Below are 18,329 nucleotides of genomic sequence, written 5' to 3' on the forward strand. Positions count from 1 at the left end.
TAAAAAAACCACAATGCCAGTGGGAACACGCGCGCCGACGATACCTATGGCAAAAACCAAATCAACCAATCGCCAAAAACTTCGAGGCGATAAATAAATAGATCAGCACCCCCGATGCATCACACACTGAAGTAATTAAAGGCGCACTGGCGGCGGCAGGGTCAAAGCCTAATTTGTTCAGCACAAATGGTAAGCTCATGCCGATCACACAACCAATCATCACCACCGACATCATGCTAAGCGCCAGCACCAGCGACACCACGGCATCACCACGAATATAACCGATGATAGAGATCGCCACCGCCATAGTCGCACCGAGCATCAATGCCACCAAAGCCTCTCGGCCAAGCAAGGAAAACCAATCGCGCATCACCACATCGCCCGTGGCCAACGCCCGTACCATCAAGGTTGCAGACTGCGAGCCGGCGTTACCACCACTATCGACCAATAGCGGCAAAAAAAACACCAGCACTAAATTGGCGGCAATCACCTCTTCAAAATTTGCAATACTCAAACCAGATAGCAAGTTACCAAACACCAAAAACACCAGCCAAAACACCCGTTTGCGGTAGAGCATACGGATACTGACATCTTTTAGCTTACCGACCATGGTCGAGACACCACCCGACTTATGAAAATCGTCGGTGGCTTCATCATTGACCACATCGATCGCATCATCATGAGTGACGATCCCAACCAGAGCGCCACTGTCATCGGTAATGGGCAAGGCGATCAAATCATAACGCGCGATGGTTTTGGCGACGTCCTCTTGGTCATCATGGACATTACACGACACCACACTACTCATCATCAGATCGGCGATACGCTGCTCAGGCGATGCCAAAATCAATACACGTAAGGACACCACGCCCAACAGCTTGCGCGCCGCATCGATGACATAAGCATGATAAATGGTCTCAGCATCCGGCGCCTCTAAGCGTAGCGCGGCCAATGCCTCAGCGACACTCATCTGAGCGCTCAAGGTCGCATAGTCTGAGGTCATCAGCGCCCCAGCGGTACGCTCTTCATAGGCGGAGAGTCTGCGAATATCTTCGCGCTCTGCCTGTGCCAACGCTGGCAGCAGGGCATCACGCTGCGCTTGATTGAGACGCTTATATAAATCGGTACGCTCATCAGCGGGCATCTCGCCGACAATCTTTGCTAGGCTTGCCCGCGGGAACACCTGCGCCATGGCAACCTGAATATCAGGCGCTAAGTAGGCAAACACTGTCGCACGATTGGGCAGACGCTGTAGTAATGGCCACGCAAGCGTAGGCGTCATTAATGCCAGTACGTCAGCGCTATCGATAGGTCGCAGGTCTTGCAACTGCTGTACCGACTGATCAATTTGCTGCTGTGCGACAGCGTCGCTTAACTTGGCTGCAAACGTTTCTGCAAAATCTTTCTCATTCATCATTGTCACTCCGTGCAGCGCGAAGTCAGGCAACAGGCGCTCATAAAAAAGAGCCAATACAATTGGCTCAAGTCAACATAAAATCAAATCCTAATGGATTGGTCTTTTATTAGCAAGCTGATGATGGTCAAACGCCTCAAATAGCCAGCAAATCACAATCACGGTCAGTGTTGCCAAAGTTGATACCACAAACAAACATGGATGGTATCAATTTATATAAAAGCGCCATAAACCCGCGACTGGCTCAGTTTGGATTTTATTAATTCATAAACCAACCATGGCTGGCGACGATGGATTGCCCAGTAAAGACATTGCTTGGGAATGCCGCTAAAAACAAAGCCAGCTGGGCAATATCATCGACTGTGGTGAACGCTTTATCGACGGTATTGACCAGCATAATGTCATTCACCACTGACTCTTCACTGATGCCTTTTTCGGCGGCTTGTTCGGGGATTTGTTTTTCGACCAGTGGGGTTTTGACAAACCCAGGGCAGATCACATGCGCGCGGACATTATGAGGCGCGCCTTCTTTTGCCAACACACGGCACAGCCCTAGGAGTCCATGTTTGGCAGTGACATACGGCGCTTTATATAGCGATGCTTCGTGCGAGTGCACCGAACCCATATAGATGATCGTACCGCCTTTGTCATCTTTATACATGTGCTGCGTGGCCGCTTTGGTGGTCAAAAACGCCCCATCCAAATGAATGGCGAGCATTTTTTTCCAGTCCGCAAACGCCATCTTATCGATAGGATCAATGATTTGAATACCGGCATTGGAGACGAGAATATCGATACTACCAAACGTATCTACCAGCTGCTGCACGCCCTCACCCACCGCTTGCTCTGCGGTGACATCCATGGCGATTGCCAGCGCACGGCCACCAGCTGACTCGATGGCATCAACCGTTTGCTGGGCGGCGGCCAGATTGATATCAGCAATACCAACCGCAGCGCCTGCCTTGGCATAGGTTTCGGCGATATCGCGTCCGATACCGCTTGCAGCGCCTGTGACTAAGGCCACTTTGCCTGTCAAATCTTGTTGTAATTGGGTCGCCATATGCGATCATCCTTTATCAGTTGGCTGTTTTCAGTCTTTGTTGGCCGCCGTTATTGCACAATGCTCACTGGCGTTTTTTCTTGTAGCTCCTCAAAGCTGACACCCTCTGCCAATTCCACCAGCTTTAGGCCATCATGGGTGACGTCTAACACTGCAAGCTCGGTGATAATACGATCGACCACGCCTTTGCCCGTCAAGGGTAGCGCGCATTCTGCAAGGATTTTTGGGTCGCCGTGTTTGTTGACTTGCTCCATCAGTACAATCACGCGCTGTACGCCTGCGACCAAATCCATCGCCCCGCCCATGCCTTTGACCATTTTTTTGGGAATCATCCAGTTGGCCAAATCCCCTTTTTCTGACACTTCCATCGCGCCTAATATTGCCAGATTGACATGACCGCCACGAATCATGGCAAACGACTCTGAGCTACTAAAATAACTGGCCCCCGGCTCTGCGGTCACCGTTTGCTTGCCTGCATTAATTAAATCGGCATCGACATTCTCCGCCGTTGGAAACTCGCCAATACCTAATAAGCCATTTTCAGACTGTAGCCAAACATCCACATCATCAGGAATGTAGTTGGCCACGAGGGTCGGTAGTCCGATGCCCAAATTTACATAATAGCCGTCTTGCAACTCTTGTGCGGCACGCTGTGCCATCTGCTCTCTTGTCCATGCCATGGTGATTTCCTTATTTTTATAATCACTCCAAGAAATATGATTAGCGGCATCAAACTCGCTTAGTCTACAAAATGTAGCACTTAGAGTTATCTTACTTGCTGCTCAATTTTTAGAAGTGGTATTACAATATTCTATTATTAACGTCATCTTTGAAAGGTTCGGATAAAACCACTAACTAAGCACTCTCAGCGGCTTTCGTGGTGGTTTTTTCGATACGTTTTTCGGGGTTATTATTTAAGACAATACGCTGCACAAAGATACCAGGTAGATGCACGTCATCAGGGTCAAGAGCGCCTGTCTCGACGATTTCTTCGACCTCGACGATGGTCACTTTGCCTGCCATCGCGCAATCTGGGTTGAAGTTACGAGCGGTCTTATTAAAGATTAAATTGCCTGCCTTATCTGCTTTTTGCGCTTTAATCAATGCCACATCGGCGCGCAGTGAATGCTCTAGCACATACGTACGGCCGTCAAACTCACGGGTTTCTTTGCCTTCAGCGACCAACGTACCAACGCCTGTGGCGGTATAAAATGCAGGAATGCCTGCACCGCCTGAGCGCAGTTTTTCGGCCAAGGTGCCTTGCGGCGTCAGCTCAACCTCTAACTCGCCGGCCAAGTATTGACGCTCAAACTCTTTGTTTTCACCGACGTAAGACGAAATCATTTTCTTAATTTGACGGGTTTGTAGTAGTAATCCTAAGCCAAAGTCATCGACACCGGCGTTATTACTGATACAAGTCAAATCTTTGACACCGCTATCACGTAGCGCTTCGATTAACGCTTCAGGAATACCGCACAGACCAAAACCGCCGATAGCAAGTGTTTGTCCATCACTTACCACACCTTTTAGCGCCTCTTCGGCACTACTGTATACTTTTGAGCGACTCATGCTTATCTCCTTGCAAGTCTGTTTTTGTTATTAACGTCCATTATCTATCATGATTTATTTACTGTGCCAATCAATAGCGTATTGACTGTTTTAAATTTATATTAATACACTTTATATCGATATATCATATATCAAATACTTATGCTAACTTAACATATAAATCTCGTAGCGAGAAGACAATAACACTAAGAACGAACGAGACAGCACAGTGGCGGGGTATGAGGTAAGTCAATATCATATTATTCTAGATTAATGTTTGATAAAAAATCAAAAATCACATATTTTGATTAATTTTATTGACCCCGATAAACATGCCCTGCATACTCGCTGATTGAACTTTGCCAAGGAGGGCGATTATGTTTAGCACATTTGCTATTGTCATTACATTATTATTATTGATGTTCTTTGCTTATCGCGGTTATTCAGTGCTGATATTAGCACCGATTATGGCGACGCTGGCCGTATTACTGTCGGGCGACTTTCTTAGCAGTATTCCGGCTTATACCGATGTGTTTATGGGCGCGTTAAGTGGGTTTTTGCTTAAGTTTTTCCCCATATTTTTGCTAGGTGCGCTATTTGGGCGCTTGATGGCAGACTCAGGCGCGGCGACAGCGATCGCCAATACTGTGGTCGAAAAACTCGGTGCCAGCAAAGCCATTCTCGCCGTCATCTTAGTCTGCGCTATCTTGACCTACGGCGGTGTGTCGTTGTTTGTTGTGGCCTTTGCCATTTATCCAATCGCCAAGGATTTATTTAAGGCTGCAGATGTACCCAAGCGCTTGATTCCAGCGGCGATTGCGCTTGGCTCCTTTACCTTTACCATGACAGCGCTACCAGGCACGCCAGCCATTCAAAACGCCATCCCAATCCCATACTACAATACCAATGTTTTTGCCGCACCGATACTGGGTATCATCGGCGGTACCATTATGTTTGTCTGCGGCTGGCTATGGCTACAGACACGCGCCAAAAAAGCCAATGCCGCAGGTGAAGGCTATGGTCAGCATGACGAAACAGATGTGGGCGGTGTTGGTGCGGTTAAAAAAGAAACCGAAACCCTCAGTACGCACCACACCTCATTTACCGTCGCTATGATTCCATTGGTATTGGTTATTGCTCTAAACGCCGTTCTGACCTATTTCATCTTTCCGTCAATGGAATTTAGCGCCTTACAAGCGCAGTTCCCTGATCTCAATATCGCAGGCTCGCTTGGCCTTTGGTCAATTATCATCTCATTGGTCGTTGCTTGTACGGTTTTAATTGTGCTGCGTATCGGTCATTGGAATAATCTACAAAAAACCATCAACCGTGGTACTTACGACTCGATGTTGCCGATTTTTAACACGGCGTCGGAAGTGGGTTACGGCGCGGTGATTGCCTCACTCGCAGGCTTTCTTATCATTCGTGATAGCATCTTAAACCTAAACCCTGACAATCCTTTGATTTCAGAAGCGGTGGCGATGACGACCTTGGCAGGTATCACTGGCTCCTCGTCTGGTGGCTTGAGTATCGCTCTCTCAACCTTGGGTGAAGACTATCTTAGAATGGCAGTCAATGCTGGTATCGACCCTGAGCTGATGCACCGTGTGGCGGTCATGGCAGCAGGCGGTCTGGATACCTTGCCGCACAGTGGCGCGGTCATCACCTTGCTGGCGATTTGTGGCTTGACTCATAAGCAGTCGTATCTCAACCTAGCCATGGTCACCATCGTGATTCCGCTGGTCGCAGTGGTCGCTATCATCATCTTAGGGACGATGTTTGGTTCTTTTTGATCGCACCGCTCGCCTAGCCTTAGCGCACCTCACTCTACAGTCGTTTTATTTTCGATTGATGATAACCACGAATACCACCCACTTAGCCTGCGCTCGGTGGGTTTTTTATGTCAAAGCGATGCTGGTTTTTTATAAAGATTCAGCCATCACTTAGCGTTAATTACTAAGGAATATCACAAATTTGGCCGAATTACGGTATCATAGGCACACTTTTTAGACTTTTGCTTATTTTAGAAGTTTTTAGCCTTGATAACGTCATCATCATACCTTTATAAACAGCGTGTGACGTTTGATAATCAACCCATTTATACAAAAATATAGGTGATAAAAGTGCGTGAGATTTTAGTAACCAGTGCGCTGCCCTACGCCAATGGCTACATCCATTTGGGGCACCTTGTAGAATACATTCAGACAGACATCTGGGTACGTGCCATGAAGGCGCAAGGCCATCAGGTCACTTATGTCTGTGCCGATGACGCGCACGGTACAGCCATCATGCTCAAAGCAGAAGCCAATGGCGTCACGCCAGAAGAGCAAATCGCCTCGGTCAAAGCCTCACACGAAGCAGACTTTGCGAAGTTTTTGATTGAATTTGACAACTACCACAGCACCCACTCAGAAGAAAACAAACAGTTTTCTGAGCTGATTTATCGTCGTCTAAATAACGCCGGCCACATCAGCACAAAGGATGTCGAGCAATTGTTTGACCCCGAAAAACAATTGTTTTTGGCCGATCGATTTGTCAAGGGAGAGTGCCCAGAATGCGCTAGCCCAGACCAATATGGTGATAACTGTGAAGTCTGCGGCACCACCTATGATGCCACCGAGCTAAAAAACCCTTATTCGACGTTGTCGGATGCCACGCCGGTACTCAAAACCTCAAAGCATTATTTCTTTGATTTGCCAGAATTTGAGCAGTTTTTAAAAGACTGGACCCGCAGTGATGAGCGTTTGCAAGTCTCGGTCGCCAATAAGCTGCAAGAATGGTTTGAAGCGGGTCTCACCAGTTGGGACATCTCGCGCGATGCGCCGTATTTTGGTTTTCAGATACCTGATACGCCAAGCGATGAGCCAGACAAATACTTTTATGTATGGCTCGATGCACCAGTGGGCTACATGGCCAGCTTTAAAAACCTCTGTGATAAGCGAGAGGGAACCGAAAACGAATTGGACTTTGACCGCTACTGGGCACAGGAAAATGAGCATAAAACCGAGGTGTATCACTTCATCGGTAAAGACATCGTGTATTTCCATGCGCTATTTTGGCCTGCCATGCTAGCCGGTAGTGAATTCCGCACGCCAACGGGCGTTTTTGCCCATGGTTTCTTAATGGTCAATGGCGAAAAAATGAGTAAGTCACGCGGCACCTTTATCAAAGCTGAGACTTATGCCGAGCACTTGCACCCAGAGTATTTGCGTTATTACTTCGCCAGCAAGCTGTCGGACAAGGTCGAGGACATCAACCTTGATTTAGAAGACTTTATGCAAAAGGTCAACTCTGACTTGGTGGGTAAAGTGGTCAATATCGCCAGTCGCAGCGCCGGTTTTATCGTCAAAAAATACGACGGGATGCTCTCAGAGGCCTGCGCTGAGCCTGAGTTATTAGAAGACATCACCAAAACGGGCGATGAGATTGCCGCCGCTTATGAAAACCGCGAGTTCTCCCGTGCCATGCGCCTTATCATGCAGTGTGCGGACAAGGCCAACGAATATATCGATGGCAAAAAACCATGGTCACTTGCCAAGCAAGAAGGTACTGAACAAGAGGTGCAAGACGTCTGCTCGGTGGCGATCAACATCTTCCGTCAGCTCATGGTTTATTTGGCGCCAGTATTGCCTGAGCTGACCGCCAATGCCAAAACGTTTTTGAATATTGAAGACTTAAGCTTTGCCAGCCGCAATGAGTGGCTACTGGGTCATAAAATCAATAAATTCAAGCCACTCATGCAGCGTATCGAAGAAAAAGACGTCACCGCCATGATTGAAGACTCCAAAGCATCGCTAACCCAGAGTGAGACGCCAGCGGTTGATCAGCCGGCTTCTGCCGCAGACAACGCAAGCGAGTCAGACGACTATATCGGTATCGAGGATTTTGCCAAGGTTGAGATGAAAGTGGCGCACGTGGTCGCGTGCAACCATGTCGAAGGCGCGGACAAACTATTGCAATTTACCCTAGATGTCGGCGAAGAGTCTCCGCGCAATGTGTTTAGCGGTATTCGTAAATTTTATGAGCCTGAGCAGTTATTGGATAAAAAGGTGATCTGCGTCACCAATCTGGCGCCGCGCAAGATGAAGTTTGGTGTCTCAGAAGGCATGGTACTCTCAACCGGTCATCCAAAGACAGGGCTTACGGTCGTCACCTTGCCAGATGACTGCGTGATTGGCGATACGTTAGCGTAAAGTCGGTTTTGAGCGTCATGCTCTTTGTACCTTTATGATTTTTTTGTTTCAAAAAAGACGTCCAAGTGACGTCTTTTTTGCGTTTTTGCCGATAAAAGCTGAGAAACCCCATTGTCAATATATTTGGCGAGATGACTCATGACGAACTCGCCTTAATTTTTTATTGCGATAACTTACATTACTGTCATAATATGGACGTAATAATCATGGATTGATTACTTTTATGTTCGCCCGTTATCTCAGCATGTACATAATATTGACTCGGGTAACCTGCACTTCTTTAACCGACGAGCCAGAATAACATGACCTTTGCTACTACTTTACGCTTTAGCCTATATGGTGCCGCCATGAGCGCGGCCCTTGGACTACTGGGCTGCTCAGACGCCACCGACACCGCCGCCGATAGCGCTGGTACTGATGCCGACAAACCTGCCAAGACCTTGGCCATCACCCAGATCGTCGAACATCCATCGCTAGATGAGATGCGCCGCGGTATCATTGATGAGCTGGCTGATAATGGCTACATCGAAGGTCAAAACCTCACAGTAAACTTCCAAAGTGCGCAGGGTAATACTGCCACCGCAGGGCAAATCGCCAAACAGTTTGCCGGCGACAACCCTGATGCCATCGTCGCCATATCGACGCCCTCGGCACAGTCAGTGGTGGCCTCTACCAAAACCGTCCCTGTGATTTATACCGCCATCTCAGACCCTGTGGCGGCGAAACTCATCGATGCCAATGATGTGCCTATCCAGTCAAATGTCACTGGCCTATCAAGTGAGCTGCCTATCGAGCCGCAACTGGACAATATCAAAAAAATCGTCCCCGATGCCAAAACCATCGGCTATGTCTATAGCCCAGGTGAAGTCAACTCTGTGGTGGTGCTCGATCAGCTCAAAAAAGCCGCGCCAAATTATGGCCTTACTATCTTAGATGTCACGGCCAATCGCCCAACCGATGTCGCCATGGCAACGCGCAGCCTCTCAGGTCGTGCCGATGTCATTTATACCTCGCTTGACAACAACGTGGTATCCGCCTTTGAAGCCATGGCAGGCGCAGCCAACGAGCTGGATATTCCGGTGATTGCCTCGGACGAGTTTAGCGTACGACGCGGCGCGACCGCCGCACTTGGGGTCAATGATTATGATTTTGGTCGTACCACAGGCAAGATGGTCTATCGCGTGCTAAATGGTGAAACCGTGAGTGCCATCAAGCCTGAGGTCATGAACACCTTAACCTTGTACGCCAGTCCAAAGCATGCCGCTGAGCAAGGCGTCAGCTTGAGTGAGGATTTGCTAAAAAACGCCATCAATATCGACAAAAAAGCACAAGCCACTGCGCAGTAGTCATAGGGCGTGTGATGCAGTAATTGTATGACACAGTCAACTGACGTTATCCTTTACCCATTTATTAAATAATGTACGGACACATTATTATTTTCAGGAGTGAGAGCTATGTTTTATCAAAACCGTTTTGGTCATTTCAACTTCAGTAAGGCGCTGTTATTAGGCAGCGTTTGTACTGCGATCTTAACTGGCTGTAATCAGACAGCCCAAGACACCAACAGTACTGACGGTGCGACAGACAGTACCGCCACGCAAATGAAAACGGTCGCCATTACCGCCATTGTCGAGCATCCTGCCTTAGATGACGTACGTAAAGGCGTGATCGACGAGCTCGATGAAGCAGGTTTTAAAGACGGTGAAAACCTAACGGTTAACTTTCAAAGCGCACAAGGCAATACGGCAACAGCCGGACAGATCGCCAAGCAGTTCGTCGCGGATGAGCCAGACGCTATCGTCGCGATTGCCACCCCATCCGCTCAGTCTGTTGCGGCAGCGACCAGCACCATTCCGATGGTGTTTTCGGCTGTGACTGACCCTGTCGCCGCCAAGCTAGTACCGAAACTTGATGGCTCAGGCACCAACGTCACTGGCGCATCAGATGCGCTACCCTATGAGCCGCAAATCGAGCTGATGCGTCAGATCATCCCAGACCTAAAAAACGTCGGTTACGTCTATAGCCCAGGTGAAGTCAACTCAACCATCATCCTAAAAAACCTAAAAGAAAAGCTGACGCCACTTGGTATCAATGTGCATGAAGCGCCAGCACAGCGTAGTAACGACATCGCCATGGCCGCCCGCAGTCTTGAGGGTAAGGTGGATATGATTTACACCTCAACCGATAACAACGTGGTGTCGGCTTATGAGTCGCTATACCAAATCGCCAAAGAAAGTAAGATCCCACTGATTGCCTCAGACACCAGCTCAGTCGAGCGCGGTGCGGTGGCGGCGTTGGGCGTCAACTACTACGATCTTGGCCGCGAAACTGGCAAAATCGTTGTGCGTATCTTAAATGGTGAAAAAGCCGGCGCTATCCCTGTCTATACGCCGCAAGCGCTAGATTTGTATGTCAGTCCAAAACATGCGACTGAAGAAGGCATTACTTTGTCACAAGCGGTTATCGATAACGCCAAAGAAGTGATAGAATAACGGCCTTTTATCTTTGACGTCACATAGCAGCGTCTATCTATCAGCAAAACCACCAAACAGACAGCGCTATTCATGGCTGTCTGTCGTTGGTTTTGTCCGATGGGGCTATATAATTAAAACCAAGGTAGCTTATGATCGTTATTCATCGTGATATATTTTGGTTTACCCTAACCGCAGATTGTTTAATCTGTTAAATTCACCGCTTAGCTGTTTGGCGTTTATATGAGTGTGGCAATCGCCGCGCATTTATGTGACTCTCACGCGCCGGACACTTGGTTATGACTTACTGATCTCTTATGTCTTTAATTGCTTTTTTTGGTGCGCTTGAAAGCGGTCTGATTTATGGCCTTGTTGCACTTGGCGTCCTGATCTCATTTCGTACGCTCGACTTTCCTGATCTGACGGCTGATGGCAGTTTTCCGCTCGGCGGCGCTGTCGCTGGTATCTCTATCGTCGCTGGTATCAACCCATGGCTAGCTTGCGCGTTTGGTATGCTCGCAGGATCAGTCGCAGGTATCGTCACGGCATGGCTCCACGTCAAGCTGGGTATCTTGCAGCTACTTGCCAGTATCTTGGTGATGGTCGCGCTATATTCTGTCAACTTGCGCATCATGGGTGCGCCAAACTTACCGCTCCTTGGTGAGACCACTGTATTTAGCAGCTTGGTAACCGATGGCAACGGCTATTGGATGCGCTGCTTGATCATTGGGGTGGTGATCTTACTGGCCAAGCTGTTTTTAGATTGGTTTTATAACACTGAAACTGGCTTGTCGATGCGCGCCACAGGCTCCAACCTACGGATGGCACAAGCCCAAGGTATCAACACCTCATGGATGACCATCATCGGTATGGCCATATCCAATGGTCTAATCGCACTGGCAGGTGCTTTGTTTGTACAAACACAAGGCGGCGCGGACATCTCTATCGGTATCGGTACCATTGTCATTGGTCTAGCAGCCGTCATCATCGGTGAGACCATCATTCCTGCCAAGCGTATCTGGCTGATTACCTTTGCTGTTATCGTCGGGGCGGTACTATATAAGCTGTTTATTCAGGTGGCGCTATCGAGCGATACACTACGTAGCATCGGCTTTGGTCCGCAGGATTTAAACCTAATCACCGCCCTACTGGTGGTACTGGCACTGGTACTACCAAAAGCCAAAACCAAGTTTTTATCTCGTAAGGCTCGCGCTTAATAGTGGGTAAAGTAGCAATATAAGCTTGAAGTGACTGTCTTAAAGTGACAATAAGGAATAACGACTATGATGCAAGCCACAGATTTGCAGTTAACCTTTAACCCAGGCACGCCTATCGAAAATCCGGCGCTACGCGGCATCAATCTCAACATTGCTGATGGTGAGTTTGTGACGGTGATTGGTACCAATGGTGCCGGTAAATCCACGTTTTTGAATGCTGTCAGTGGTACCACACGTGTCGATAGTGGCTCAATCTTACTCAATGGTATTGATGTCACCAAAAAAACCGCGCATCAGCGCGCGCACTGGGTCGCTCGCGTGTTTCAAGACCCGATGGCGGGCACCTGCGAGGCACTCACCATCGAAGAAAACATGGCACTGGCGTACAAACGCGGCGGCAAGCGTGGGTTGAGCTTTGCCTTAAACCAAAATAACCGTGATTTGTTTCGCGAAAAGCTGTCCGTACTCAAACTGGGATTAGAAAACCGCTTAACTGACCGCATGGGATTGCTATCAGGCGGGCAACGTCAGGCAGTTAGCCTCCTGATGGCCTCGCTCCAGCCTTCCAAAATCTTATTGCTAGATGAGCACACGGCCGCGCTTGACCCGAAGACAGCGGCGTTTGTCTTGGAGCTGACTGATAAGATCGTCACAGACAACAGCCTTACGACGATGATGGTCACCCACTCTATGCAGCAGGCGCTGGCGCACGGCACGCGCACGGTGATGCTACATCAAGGCCAAGTGGTCTTAGATGTCGCAGGAGACACTCGTCGCGGCATGACCGTCCATGACCTGCTCGATATGTTCGAGCAAACCCGTGGTGAAAAGGTCGAAGATGATAGCCTGATTTTAAGCTAAGTCATTGATGTTATGCACAGTGCTTATTTAAAAATAGGTCCTCGATAGCTGGTAAGTAGACCGCAAAATGAGTCACCAGTAAGGACATGCCCTAAGCGTCAAGCAGCACCAGCTTTTGAATCAATTCACTGACATGCTGCGCTTGCATCTTTTTCATCACTTGTGAGCGGTGCACCTCGACTGTGCGCACGGCAATATCTAAGTGGTCGGCGATGACTTTATTGATATTACCTTGTAGCAGCTCATCGGCTACCAGCTTTTCTTTATCCGTCAGCTGAGCATACAGCTTGCGAATCTCGTACAGTTTGGCACGCTTGATGGTTAATGCTTGCGCCTGTGCCAACGCTTGCTGTAGACGCTGACTGCCTATGGGTTTTTCTAAATAGTCGGCTGCGCCCTGTTTGAGCATATTTACCGCATCAGCAATCTCGCCATTACCTGTCAAAGCGATGAGCGCCATAGGGCTATCATGAGTATTCAGATACTCCTGTAGCGCCTGCCCGCTCATCTCCGGCATCATCAAATCACTGATGATGACAGCGGGACGATAGATATCTACCTGCTGCAAAAACGCTAACGCACTCGGCCATCCTTGCGCTTGCACCCCCAAACTCCCAAGTAAAAACTCACAAGAGAGGCGCACGCTTTCTTCATCATCGATGATATGAACGACAAGGGGCTCAGCGCTGGTTTTTGGTACGTGGTCAGATGACATCATAGGCGTATCTTGACCCTGCTCAGAGATGTGTGTCAAAGGGGAGAAAATCATATAAACCTTTTTGGCCCAATTGAGTGATGATAAATGATGGTGTTTTTAAATATAGGTTGCGCAGCATCGAAGGCATGCAGCACACACGTAAAACTTATCCCCATCACGCCTCACAATTTATAACCGTTTTCTATTCAACTGGCTATATTACTGCCTGTTGTTTCTATCTATTACAGACAGCGGCAAATAAAAAGAGACTTGCGCGCCCAGCGTATTTGCTGGCGGCTGGCCTAGATGCGCGGGGAGCGACTGCAGTTTACCCTGTAAGGTACGCCGAAAGCGATAGGTCTGAGCGTTTGCCACAGGATATTTATCGAGCTCTGCGGCTACTTCGATATTACTTAGCGCTATCTGTGCCTCTATGGACTTACACAGCCGCTGACAAATCATCAGACCCAGCCCCAGACCGTCCGCTTTGCTCGACTGCGCGGCATAATATCCAGATGCAGCCTCGTGCTGATGAGACTGAGCCAATTGCCGCACATCAAACCCTCCTGCGTCGTCACTGACATGCAGCGCCAGCCACTTTTTGTCATGGCGGCTATCTATCTGACAGCGTAACGAGATATTTGTCGCACCTTGCTGGGCGGCATTGCTCATGGTATTGATGAGCAGTTGATCTAAGAGCAGATGCGGCAGGGTCACGCCTTTATAGTCGGTTATCAGCCAAAAATCGATACCGCTCGCTTTATCACCCAATAATAAAACACACTGCCGATAGGTCGCTATGATGTCGACCCTCACGTCATCGGCGGCGCTCCGCTGCGGACGTCCTGCCCAGCTACGGATGTTGTTGACGACCGCCGCGACACGTCTGGTCTCATGGACGATCTGCTCTAAGGCATTTTGTGTCTCTTTATTATTTGTTTCTGTCTTAGTCTTATGCTGATGCCGTATTAGCAGTCCTTGTGCGTAGTTTTGGATGGTTGCCAGCGGCTGATTGATTTCATGGGCGATGGCACCACTCATCTCACCAATGACCGCAAAACGCTCTGATTGACGCAGCTGCTCATCATAGTCACGAATGAGACGGTTTTGCGTCAGTATTTTTTGGCGTCGACGCCATGCCAGCCAACTCATCCAGCCATAATTGATGGTCGATATCAAAATAATAAACACCAGCACGCCGACCCCCAGCCGATGCGCTTGTATCCAGTCGAGCAAATGAGCGCTGAGCGGTTTTTGGGCTGGATGACGCTGCATCTCATATAAGACACGCTCAGCCTCCATGCTAGACTCTGGAGGTAGCCAGCGCAGCCCTGCCGTAGACATTTGCTCTGCTGGCGGCGGGGCAAATACCTGCTGACTGACTTGCCGTACCAATGCCGCCGGTGCTTGCTCAGTGGCGGCCAACGTCCAGTTGGGATAGATCGCTGTAGAAGACTGGCAGTTTGATGCGGTCGCGACTGGATGCAGTAGACGATATTGTTTGGCATGTATTTTCCCTTGCCGCGTCATCTCCTCCATTAAGCATAGCGGCACGATGGCAGCATCGACCCTGCCATGGGCCAAAGCCTGCAAACTCCGCTCAATCGGATAGCCGGTGAACTGTACGTGATAATGACTGGGCGTGATGCTGTTTTGCTGTAGTAAATGCGCGCCCAGCAAATATCCACCAAACGCATCGGCATCGACTGCGGCCACCGTACGGCGCTGTAAATCTGACAAACGATATATGTCGCTATCGGCTGCCACCCATAAGGCACTGGCGACCGCTTCCATCGCGCTGGGCTGTTGCTGCGCTATCGGCTCAGGTATTTGGCGAAACTGCTGAGCCAAGCTAACCGTCGCCTGCGACGCACGTTGGGTGAGCGTATGTGCCCGAAAGCCTTGCACCTTATCATCGACCGACAGCGCCGGCTCAGACAACACTGTCGGCGCCTGCAACGTAGCCAGCCAGCGCCATTTAGTGGTATTCATTTTTATAAACTGAACTTGCGGACCCAGCACAAATGCAAACTGTTTGGCTTGTATTTGCTGTTGCCAGTTTTCTAATGCCAACGGCACTAATATCACCGTGTCCTCGGCGAGTTGCCGATTGATATCATCTAACCATGGCTGCCAGCGATCTTGCGCGGCTCTCTCGCCTTGCGGCGCTAGCACACCCAAATAATACGTCTGCGCAAATGCTGTCGCGACACCTACCCCACTATATAACGTCATCACAAGCAGCAAGACGGCACCAACAGACGCATGCCACGCCGCCTTATTTTTAGAGCCTTTGTACATCGTGCTCACTTCCCACTGGACCTATCAGTCGACATTATAAACCAAAACCCCAATTATAATGTGGTTTTCCACAATATCGCCATTGGCGCGCCTGCCCTATACTCAATCATCATAGTACGACCTTTAAATCGTCATGCGCACCGTATGCAATCCTAGGGCACGGTGGGCTGGACACAGCTATCTTATGGAGGGTGGACGGATGAAAAACAAAAAGTGGCCACTGATTATCTTGATCATCGGTATTATCGGGCTGGTCATTGCCTTTATTATTGGACAATTACTGCCAAATATGCGCACCAGCACGAGCAATATCGAGGTCGATATCACCGACCCGACCTTGATAAAAAAAGGCGCGTACATCGCCCGTACCGCAGACTGTGTCGCTTGTCATACGACGCTTGACGGCGAGACTTATGCAGGCGGTCTACCGATGCTGACGCCGCTTGGGGCGATTTACTCAACCAACATCACCCCCGACAAAGACACGGGCATCGGCAATTATAGTTTTGATGATTTCAAAAATGCGGTCAAACACGGGGTACGACGTGATAACAAAGCCTTGTATCCTGCGATGCCCTACCCGTCTTATCAGCTGATGCCAGATGAGGACGTGGCCGCGATGTATGCGTTTTTTATGTCTGATGTCAAACCCGTTCAGCAAGCTAACCTAAAGAGCGAGCTACCACCAGTGGCCAATTGGCGCTGGCCCTTAGCCTACTGGCAGGTGTTATTTGATCGCAAGCGTGAGTTTGTCCCTGAGACGGACGATGCGCTCTTGACTCGTGGTCAGTATTTAATCGAAGGCCCTGGACATTGCGGCTCTTGTCACACTGGCCGCGGTATCGGCTTTCAAGAGGTCGCGCTCAGTAACGCGGACTCCAACAAATATCTAAGCGGCGCGGTCATCGATGGCTGGCGTGCCAAAAGCATACGCGGCGAGCATCGCGGACTTGGCACGTGGACAGTGGCAGAGTTAAACGACTTCTTTAAGACTGGCCGTACCGACACCACTGCTGCCTTTGGTGCCATGGCTGAAGTGGTCGAGCACAGCACCCAATACATGACTGACGACGATATCAACGCCATGTCGTCCTACCTCAAAACCCTAAGCCCTGCACCAAACAAAGAAGAAACCCTGCCGAATAAAGCAGACACCACCACGCAAAAACTGTTAGATGGCAACTATGACTCACGCGGCGCAATCCTCTACGCAGAGTATTGTCAAGTGTGTCACCGCGCCGATGGTCAAGGTGTCGCCCGTATCTTCCCCGCCCTTGATGGTAATAGCGCGGTGTATTCTAAAAACGCGGACTCCGTCTTGCAAATCACCTTAAGCGGCGGCCGGATGCCCAAGACCCCTTATGACCGTATGGCATTTACCATGCCTGAGTTTTCTAACTTAAGCGATGCGGATGTGGCCGAGGTGGTCAACTATGTTCGCAACAGCTGGACCAACCAAGCGCCCAAAATCGACGTCAATGACGTGGTAAAAATGCGCGCCTTTCTCGCCAAAAAACCAAAAACCAGTACCGATATCGCCCCAGACCTAAGCATTGACGCTGCAGAAAAAGGAGCAAACCAATGACCCATTTACTATTTACATGGCCGCGCGCCGCGGTTTATGCCGTCTTAGGTGTCATCAGTATAGGCGCCTTCAGTGGCTGCTCCAATCCTACCCCTGCTGAGCGCAATGCGCCTGAATTTAACACGGTCACAGCCGACGATGCCAACGAAGACATCGGCACATATATACTGCCGCAAGACACTGCCATCTTATATGAGCCAAATGCTGAGGAAATATTTTATGGCAAACGGCTCCTCAACGAAACCAAGCGCCTGCTACCAGAGCACGTCGGCGCGCAGATGAACTGTAATAGCTGCCATATATCACAAGGCAAAGTCCCGCTTGGCGACCCCTATATCAACAGCTATAACACCTACCCACGGGTGATGCCGCGTGCTGGCAAAGAAATCGATCTAGAAGCCCGTATCAATGGCTGTTTTCAGCGCTCAATGAATGGCAAACCCTTAGACCGTGAGTCACCTGAGATGCAGGCGATGATGGCTTATATGAAATGGCTGTCACAAAACACGCCAAAAGAGCACAAAGTCGATATCAAAAACGCAGGCGCTGTCGATACCTCATTGACACCGGACCCTATACGCGGCGAGCAAATCTATCAGGCACAATGCGCGACTTGCCATGGCGACAATGGCGAAGGGCTCAAAGACAGTCGCGGTGACATCGTTTTTCCGCCATTATGGGCCGATGAGTCCTTTAATATCGGCGCAGGCATGGCTCGCACCTATAAAGCTGCCGCCTTTATTAAATACAACATGCCCATGGGCATTCAGACCAAAGGGCTATGGGGCCACGGCAATGTCCTAAGCGATCAAGATGCTGTCGACGTGGCGCATTTTTTTACCCATCAGCCGCGCCCTGATTTTGCAGGCAAAGTCAATGACTGGCCCAGTGGTAAAAAACCCAAAGACGCGCGCTACTGATCGCCCTAAACGCGGCGTTCTCCGTGGTTGTTCTTTGCTGTTGATAAAACCACTCTAACAAA

General features: G+C 49.4%; 14 protein-coding genes. 8 read left to right on the plus strand and 6 right to left on the minus strand.

Annotation, left to right across the window (positions count from 1 at the left end; translation table 11 throughout):
* Positions 1 to 61: 61 nt before the first annotated feature.
* From mgtE to BTV99_RS06830, 4 genes are all read right to left on the minus strand, one after another.
* Positions 62 to 1,414 carry a magnesium transporter gene (gene mgtE / locus BTV99_RS06815; RefSeq protein ID WP_075101622.1) on the minus strand — a complete coding sequence of 451 codons (1,353 nt, stop codon included), beginning with the start codon at positions 1,412 to 1,414 and terminating at the stop codon, positions 62 to 64.
* 259 nt (positions 1,415 to 1,673) lie between these two features.
* A complete protein-coding gene (locus BTV99_RS06820; RefSeq protein ID WP_075101623.1) occupies positions 1,674 to 2,474 on the minus strand; it encodes a 3-hydroxybutyrate dehydrogenase in 801 nt (266 codons plus the stop codon).
* Positions 2,475 to 2,524: 50 nt separating this feature from the next.
* A complete protein-coding gene (locus BTV99_RS06825; RefSeq protein WP_075101624.1) occupies positions 2,525 to 3,154 on the minus strand; it encodes a CoA transferase subunit B in 630 nt (209 codons plus the stop codon).
* A 175-nt stretch (positions 3,155 to 3,329) separates the two neighbouring features.
* On the minus strand, positions 3,330 to 4,043 hold the full coding sequence (locus tag BTV99_RS06830) for a CoA transferase subunit A (RefSeq protein WP_075101625.1): 714 nt from the start codon (positions 4,041 to 4,043) through the stop codon (positions 3,330 to 3,332).
* Positions 4,044 to 4,399: 356 nt separating this feature from the next.
* Here BTV99_RS06830 and BTV99_RS06835 point away from each other — a divergent pair, with 356 nt between their 5' ends.
* From BTV99_RS06835 to BTV99_RS06860, 6 genes are all read left to right on the plus strand, one after another.
* On the plus strand, positions 4,400 to 5,815 hold the full coding sequence (locus BTV99_RS06835) for a GntP family permease (RefSeq protein WP_075101626.1): 1,416 nt from the start codon (positions 4,400 to 4,402) through the stop codon (positions 5,813 to 5,815).
* A 330-nt stretch (positions 5,816 to 6,145) separates the two neighbouring features.
* Complete coding sequence (gene metG, locus BTV99_RS06840) at positions 6,146 to 8,215, plus strand: methionine--tRNA ligase (RefSeq protein WP_198411613.1); 2,070 nt, start codon at positions 6,146 to 6,148, stop codon at positions 8,213 to 8,215.
* A gap of 302 nt (positions 8,216 to 8,517) precedes the next feature.
* The gene (locus BTV99_RS06845; protein ID WP_075101627.1) at positions 8,518 to 9,561 is read left to right on the plus strand and encodes an ABC transporter substrate-binding protein; all 1,044 of its coding nucleotides are present in this window, start codon (positions 8,518 to 8,520) and stop codon (positions 9,559 to 9,561) included.
* A gap of 108 nt (positions 9,562 to 9,669) precedes the next feature.
* The gene (locus BTV99_RS06850) at positions 9,670 to 10,707 is read left to right on the plus strand and encodes an ABC transporter substrate-binding protein (protein WP_075101628.1); all 1,038 of its coding nucleotides are present in this window, start codon (positions 9,670 to 9,672) and stop codon (positions 10,705 to 10,707) included.
* Positions 10,708 to 11,003: 296 nt separating this feature from the next.
* Positions 11,004 to 11,903: an ABC transporter permease gene (locus BTV99_RS06855; protein ID WP_075101629.1), complete on the plus strand. Its 900-nt coding sequence runs from the start codon at positions 11,004 to 11,006 to the stop codon at positions 11,901 to 11,903.
* Positions 11,904 to 11,969: 66 nt separating this feature from the next.
* A complete protein-coding gene (locus BTV99_RS06860; RefSeq protein ID WP_075101630.1) occupies positions 11,970 to 12,764 on the plus strand; it encodes an ABC transporter ATP-binding protein in 795 nt (264 codons plus the stop codon).
* Positions 12,765 to 12,855: 91 nt separating this feature from the next.
* Here the strand turns inward: BTV99_RS06860 and BTV99_RS06865 are convergent, their stop codons facing one another.
* Positions 12,856 to 13,533 carry a response regulator transcription factor gene (locus tag BTV99_RS06865; protein WP_083608561.1) on the minus strand — a complete coding sequence of 226 codons (678 nt, stop codon included), beginning with the start codon at positions 13,531 to 13,533 and terminating at the stop codon, positions 12,856 to 12,858.
* Positions 13,534 to 13,680: 147 nt separating this feature from the next.
* Positions 13,681 to 15,762: a PhnD/SsuA/transferrin family substrate-binding protein gene (locus BTV99_RS06870; RefSeq protein WP_075101631.1), complete on the minus strand. Its 2,082-nt coding sequence runs from the start codon at positions 15,760 to 15,762 to the stop codon at positions 13,681 to 13,683.
* Positions 15,763 to 15,961: 199 nt separating this feature from the next.
* Between BTV99_RS06870 and BTV99_RS06875 the strand changes: the two genes are divergently transcribed.
* On the plus strand, positions 15,962 to 17,347 hold the full coding sequence (locus BTV99_RS06875; RefSeq protein ID WP_083608562.1) for a cytochrome c: 1,386 nt from the start codon (positions 15,962 to 15,964) through the stop codon (positions 17,345 to 17,347).
* Positions 17,344 to 18,267: a c-type cytochrome gene (locus BTV99_RS06880; RefSeq protein ID WP_075101633.1), complete on the plus strand. Its 924-nt coding sequence runs from the start codon at positions 17,344 to 17,346 to the stop codon at positions 18,265 to 18,267. The genes BTV99_RS06875 and BTV99_RS06880 overlap by 4 nt, the downstream gene beginning before the upstream one ends.
* Positions 18,268 to 18,329: the final 62 nt, after the last annotated feature.

It is taken from the genome of Psychrobacter sp. Rd 27.2, assembly GCF_001921755.1.
Classification (GTDB): Bacteria; Pseudomonadota; Gammaproteobacteria; order Pseudomonadales; family Moraxellaceae; genus Psychrobacter; species Psychrobacter celer.